The organism is Alitiscatomonas aceti, from assembly GCF_025567195.1.
GTDB lineage: Bacteria > Bacillota > Clostridia > Lachnospirales > Lachnospiraceae > Alitiscatomonas > Alitiscatomonas aceti.
Genome location: NZ_JAOQJF010000008.1, coordinates 129936 through 136377 on the forward strand (window position 1 = coordinate 129936; position 6442 = coordinate 136377).

Here is a 6442-nt window from a genome sequence, read left to right on the forward strand (position 1 = left end):
TCTGGTCCTTTTCTTATGATCTTACGCCCTTATCAGTCGTAGTCCGGCTCCTCCTTGGGCTTCCGGTTCATGAGTCTGTAATAGACCGGCAGCATCAAGAGCGCCAGGACTGTGGAGGCGATGAGGCCGCCCACATCCACCAGAGCCAGGCCCTGCATCATCTCTCCCGCATCGCCGTAGGCCAGGGCCATGGGGATCATGGCCACGATGGTGGTGAGGGTCGTCATCAGCATGGGACGGATACGGGTGGCTCCGGCCTCGATCACAGCCTCGTCCAGATCCATCTCATTGCGGTACTGATTGGCGGTGTCCACATAGAGGATACCGTTGTTCACCACCGTTCCCACTAGCATTAAGAAGCCCAGGAGGCTCACCATGCTGATGGGACTGTCTGCCAGCCAGAGGAGGCCGAAGGCTCCGATCAGGGAGAACGGGATCGTGGTCATTACCATGATGGAGAACTTGGGTGACTCGAACTGGGCCGCCATGACCACAAATACCAGGAACACGGCAATGGCAATGGCCTGGCCCAGGGAGGAGAATTCCTCATTCATCATCTCGTCCATGGTGTTCTGCTGCATGGAGACTGATGCATTTAAGTATTTCCCGATGACCTCCTCCCGGAGCTTCCCATTTGTGGAAAGATCCGCCTCGTCGGTCAGCTGGCCGGAAATGGTCACCTGGTACTGTTTGTCGCTCTTCATGATGCTCTGGGGGCTGTCCTTGAAGCCGATCTCTGCAATATCGGTCAGTGCCACCATGCTTCCTGTGGCCGTGGGAAGGACGATGCCCTGGAGCTTGTCGATGGTATCGTACTGGTCATCCCCGTATTCCACCTTTACGCTTAAGTCGTTTCCGTTAACGTTCAGAGTGGTGGCCTCTGTCCCGCTCAGCATAGCATAGACCTGGCCGGCCACCTGGGCCGGAGCCAGTCCCTCTGCCGATGCCTTCACCGGATCCACAGAGATCTTCACCAGAGGCGCGTCATTTTCCAGGGATGAATGGACATGGGTCACCTCCGGTCTGGCCTGAAGCTCTTCCACAATGGCGTCAGATACCTCCTTCAGCTCATCGTACTGGGTGCTGACTAAAATGTAGCTCACCTGGTCCGCCTGGTTCATGGTCATGGTGGAGCCCAGGGAGCTCTGCTTTTCCAGGGAAATGGAGCAGTCCGGCCACTTCTGCAGCTCCCGCTTCCATTCCTTTAATACCTGGTCCGTCTCTCTGGATTTATCATCCTTTAAGTAGGCCGTAATGGATGCGCCGCTTCCTCCCATGGAAAGCCCCGAGCTTCCGTAGGACAGCATATAAGAATCCAGGTCTGCATCCTTCGTGATATAATCCTCCACCTTTACCAGCACATCGTTGACCCGGTCAATGGTCAGGCCCGGCTGAGTCTCCACGGTGATCCCGATGATGCCTGGGTCGTCAGCCACCATCAGCTCCATCTTCAGCTGTCCGGCCATCATAAAGGACAGGACCAGAAGGACCACCGAAGTGATCATTACCAGGGCCTTGTGGCGCAGGAGCTTCCTCACCAGGCTCCGGTAGCCGTCCTGCATGGCCCGCAGCATCCGGGAAGCCGGATTTTCTGTTTTTTCTTTCGGACGGTAAAAGGTATAGCATAAAGGTACGATGGTCATGGCGGAGATCAAGGATGCCACCATACAGAATACGATGGTAAAGCCCAGAGGCTTGAACATCTGTCCGCTCATGCCCTTGATCAGCGCCAGGGGGATGAACACGACGCAGGTAGTGACCGTACCGCCGATAATAGATTCCAGAACGGCCTTTGTACCGTCTAAGGCCGCATTCCTGGCCTCCACAAAGCCTCCCCTTTTCGTATTCCTGAAGCAGCTCTCCAGCACCACAATGGAGTTATCCACCATCATTCCCACGCCCAGGACCAGGCTGGACAGAGTGATGACGTTCAGAGAGAAGCCCATGGCCTTCATAAGGATCAGGGCCGCCAGGATGGACACGGGAATGGAGGTTCCCACGATCAGGGATGCTTTCATGTCGCCAAAGAACAGCCAGATGATGACCATGGAGACCACAACGGCCATGATCATGGTCTGGAACACGCTTTCCAGGGAGCTGGAGATGGATTCGCTGCTGTCGTTGATGACCACCACCTCCAGGGCCGGGTCATCGGCCTTCAGATCATCCACGATCTTCAGCACATCCCTGGACACCTCCATGTTGCTGCTCTCCTGGTTTTTCTTGATGCCCAGGGCGATGGTGTCCTTGCCGTTATAACGGCCGATGCTGCTTTTTTCCTCCAGAGTGCTGTAAACCTCCGCCACGTCCTCCAGGTAGATGATATTTCCGTTCCCCAGGGTAATCGGAATCTTCTTTAAAAGCTCAATGGTATCGAAATCGGTGCCCGAGGTCACAGAAAGCTTTTTATTTCCCACAGTGGTGCTGCCGATGGGCATGGAAAAATCGGCGGAGCCCACACACTGGGCGATGGCGTTCATGTTCAGATGGTACTGGGCCAGTTTTTCCGGGATCAGCTCCACCTTAATATATTCCTCCTGGCCGCCGCTGACGTCCACGCTGGCCACAGAGGACAGCTTCTCAAACTCCGGAACGATCCGGCTGTCCACATAGTTGTAAAGGTTATCCGCCTGCTCGTTGTTGACCGCCAGGGTGATGGCCGGAGTATCGTTGATGTCCATCTCGATGATGGTGGGCGTCTGCACGTCCTCCGGGAATTCATTTGCCAGGCCGTCCAGCTTTTTCTTCAGATCGTCGTAGGCCTTATCCATGTCTTTGCCGTACTCGTACTGCAAGAGCACCAGGCCGAAGTTTTCTGCGGACATGCTGGTGATGGTGTCCACGCCCGTCAGAGTGCCGATCTCATCCTCGATGGGCTTTGTGACCAGTTCCTCCACATCCTCGGGACTGGCTCCCGGATAAACGGCGTTGACCACCAGCATGGGCATCTCCATTTCCGGCGTAAGCTCCAGCTTCGAGGAAAATACAGAGGAAAGACCGAAGACGATGAGGCACAGCACAACCAGGACCGTTGTGACCGGCCGCCTTAATACCTGTTTTGTCAAACCCATATCTGTGCCTCCTTACTGAGCGTTTGCTGCTGTCTCTTCTGCGGATGTCTCTTCTGCCGCCTGTTCCGGTGCCTCTGCTTCTCCGGCTGCCGCATCTGCTTCCGGTTCCCCTGGAGCGTCTGTCATGGGCGCTTCTCCGTTCCCGGCCTCCGGACTCTCCCCGGCTCCAGCGCTCTCTCCGCCGTCCAGGGATGTTTCAGCGTCTGTACCGGAGCCATCCGCCAGCTGCACCGGAGCTCCCTCATAAAGCTCCTTCGTCCAGGTGGTGATCACCTGGTCGCTGTAATCCAGGCCCGAAAGCACCTGGATCCGTTCTGAACCGATGAGCCCGTCCTCGATGGCCACCTTGCGGGCAGCTCCCGCCGCCTGGTCATAGGTATATACATAGGCCTGGCCGCCGCTGTAAGAAACGCAGTCCACCGGGACCGTCATGACGTTTTCTGCCTTTTCTGAGATAACGGAAAGCTTCACCACCGTGCCGGTGGCCAGGGCATCGGCCCCCTCCAGGCTGGCTTTGATCTTAAAAAGCCCGGTCTGCTGATCCACCATGGTGCCGATCTCCGTGATCACGCCGTTATATTCCGTTCCATTCTTTTCCACGGTCATGGCGTCTCCTGGATGAAGCCCCTCCCGTACCCGCTCGCTGACGGAAAATGCCACGGACTTATTGCCCGCTCCGGAGATCACCGCTGCCACAGAGCCTGCGGCCATCATATCGTGGACCTTTATATCAAAGCTCTCCAGCAGGCCGCTGATGGGCGCTGTCACCGTACTGTTCTCCAGCTGTATGTCATAATTCAGCTTGGCCCCGTCGTACTGGAGCTTCGCCATGGACACGCCGTTGACCACCTGCTCGTAGGCCTGGGCAGAAATATCCCCGCTGTCATAAAGGACCTTCATCCGGTTTAAATTGGTCTGGGCATCGTCTAAGGATACCTTGGCCGTATTTAACTGGATCCTGGCGGATTCCAGCTGCTTATTGTCGATCTTAAAAAGCGTCTGGTCCTTTTCCACCATCTCTCCCTGGTTTACATAAACCTCCAGGACCTCTCCGCTTCCCATGGCCGCCACATAGACCACATCCGCCGGCTCCACGGTTCCTGTCAGATCCGTGGAGATGGAAATGGTATCTGCCGCAGGGTTTTCCACCTGGACCGATGGATCCGGGACCGCCTCCATGGGCTCCTCCTTCTTCGTCATACGCATGAACACCAGGGTCCCCAGCGCTCCCACGGCCAGAACTGCTGTCACTGCTTTTGCCAGTTTTTTCATATTTTTTCTCCTCTTTCTTATTCTGTTTTTTCCTTTTCTGCTCTCTGAGGACAGACGCCGTATCTCAGAAGATTGATGCGCCTGTTATAAAAGTCCATGGCCTCCTCTGCCCCGCATTCTCCGTTCAGCGTCTTCTTTAACGCCATCACCAGTGTAATGGCATGGAGATCCATCAGATCGGTGAGCGTGACAAGATCCATGGGGAACCGCGTCTGATCCAGAAGGCCGTAGATCCGGTCCAGATAGGACCATTTACAGTCCATAGACTCTCCGCCCCTTTCTCCTCTGGTACTCTCCTTAAACAGGTCAAAAAATGTCTTGCTCTCGATGAGCTTTGTGATCATTCCCATGAAGCCGCCGTCATTGGCATGGATGATGGTATGCTCCAGGGACCGGGAAAGAGTCAGCCAGATATCCCCGCCGTTCTCCTCCATATCCTGGACATAAAAATCGTTGTGCTCCCGGACCCGGTCGCTGATGAGCCACCGCAGAAGATCGTATTTGCTCTCAAAATATGTATAGAAGCTCCCGCGGGAAATATCCGCCTCCTGGATGATCCGGTTGATGGACGCGGATTCCGGGGACGTCCGCGTAAATTCCTGGATCCCCGCCCGCCGTATGGCCTCGATCTTCTCCTCCGGCAGCCTCTTAAACCGCTCTGTCGGCATGTGATCCCTCTTTTCATAAGTTCTGATTTTCCAAAGTGACAACTCGTCATCATTATAGTGACACCCTGTCACATTGTCAATGGGAAGGGGACAGATTTTATAGAATTTATAGAGTTTTTAGAAAAGTAAAATGAGCCGCAGGTCTGTATGCCAGACGTCCGCAGCTCATTTTTTTCACAGGCTCCCGCCAGTCCGGGCCATACGGCCCCGGGCTCCTACCACTGGTTATAGGTCACGATCTCATCCAGTTCCTTTCTCGCTTTCTTTCTGGGCGCGCCCTCATTGGCCGGGTATCCCACAGTGATGATAAGGCGCACCGGATGCTCCTCGGGGATCCCGAAGGCCCTGTGGAGCTTTTCCTGGTTCATGGTGCCGATGATGCACGTTCCCAGCCCCATGGAAGCGGCTTCATAGCAGATCCCCATGGCCGCCATCCCGATATCCATCTGGGCAAAGTGCTGGGGGCCGTAATGCTCCTCCACTCCCGGCTTATACTGGGCCTTTTCCTCGCAGATCAGGATAAAGGCCGGGACGCTGGCTCCCCAGGGACAGCCCGTAAGGCCGTTGTCATCAAAGGCCTCCACCACCTTTTCACGGCTCTCCGGCTCATCCACAAGGATAAAATGCCACGGCTGGGAATTGCAGGCGCTAGGGGCAAAGCGGGCCACATCTACCAGATGGACCAGCTGTTCCCTCGTCACAGGGCGGTCTGCATACACCCGGCAGCTCTCCCGCTTCATCTGTAATTCTTCAAAATTCATAAAAACTCTCCTTTATTTTAAGCTCCTGGCCGCCTCTCTGGCTGCCTCAAAATCATTGGTGACCGTGCCGTCGGGAAGGATGAATACCGGGATCCCCACCCGGCCCTCCTTCCGGATCTCATCGTAAAGCTCCGGGTGGTTTTCCCGGATCCTCAGATACAGGCGCATATCGTTTAAATTCTCCACGATATCATGGAACTCCACCGGAAGCCCTTCCTCCTTAAGCTCCGCCAGGCGGTTCCGGCAGGCCTTGCAGAGATGGCTCCCCACCATCACCACCGCCGGCTTCTTCGCCCTTCTGGCCGCCTCAAAGGCCGCGTCGCAGTCCATGGTAACGGTACCGTCTTCTAAAACGAATACAGGGATCCCGATCTGGTTGTTTTCCCGGGCCTCCTTATAAAGCTCCGGATTTCCCTCACGGATCTCTAAGAATTCCTTCACATAGTCCAGGGCCTTTTCCATATCGTGAAATTCAATGGGAAGGCGCTCCCTTTGGATCACCTCCATGGCTGATACACAATCCTTGCAGATATGGTTTCCTATCATTCTGATCATCTTGTGGTTCCTCCTTTTTATCTGCTGCCCCGCAGAGCTTTAGGTCCGGCCTGACAGGGACAACTACAAATTTTAAGGATAGGCAGGTGTTGCATTGGCAGCACCTGCCTGTTCC

5 protein-coding genes are annotated in these 6442 nt (G+C 55.3%); all 5 read right to left on the reverse strand.

Annotated features, from left to right (window positions below; genetic code table 11):
* Positions 1–32 precede the first annotated feature (32 nt).
* A complete protein-coding gene (locus tag OCV69_RS06080) occupies positions 33–3071 on the reverse strand; it encodes an efflux RND transporter permease subunit (RefSeq protein ID WP_158358335.1) in 3039 nt (1012 codons plus the stop codon).
* A gap of 12 nt (positions 3072–3083) precedes the next feature.
* Entirely contained in the window at positions 3084–4343 is a 1260-nt protein-coding gene (locus OCV69_RS06085) for an efflux RND transporter periplasmic adaptor subunit (RefSeq protein ID WP_158358336.1), read from the reverse strand.
* 17 nt (positions 4344–4360) lie between these two features.
* Complete coding sequence (locus OCV69_RS06090) at positions 4361–5011, reverse strand: TetR/AcrR family transcriptional regulator (protein WP_158358337.1); 651 nt, start codon at positions 5009–5011, stop codon at positions 4361–4363.
* A gap of 215 nt (positions 5012–5226) precedes the next feature.
* Positions 5227–5772 (reverse strand): nitroreductase family protein, encoded by a 546-nt coding sequence (locus OCV69_RS06095; protein ID WP_158358338.1) that lies wholly within the window; start codon positions 5770–5772, stop codon positions 5227–5229.
* Positions 5773–5784: 12 nt separating this feature from the next.
* Positions 5785–6327 carry a hypothetical protein gene (locus OCV69_RS06100; protein WP_158358339.1) on the reverse strand — a complete coding sequence of 181 codons (543 nt, stop codon included), beginning with the start codon at positions 6325–6327 and terminating at the stop codon, positions 5785–5787.
* Positions 6328–6442 lie beyond the last annotated feature (115 nt).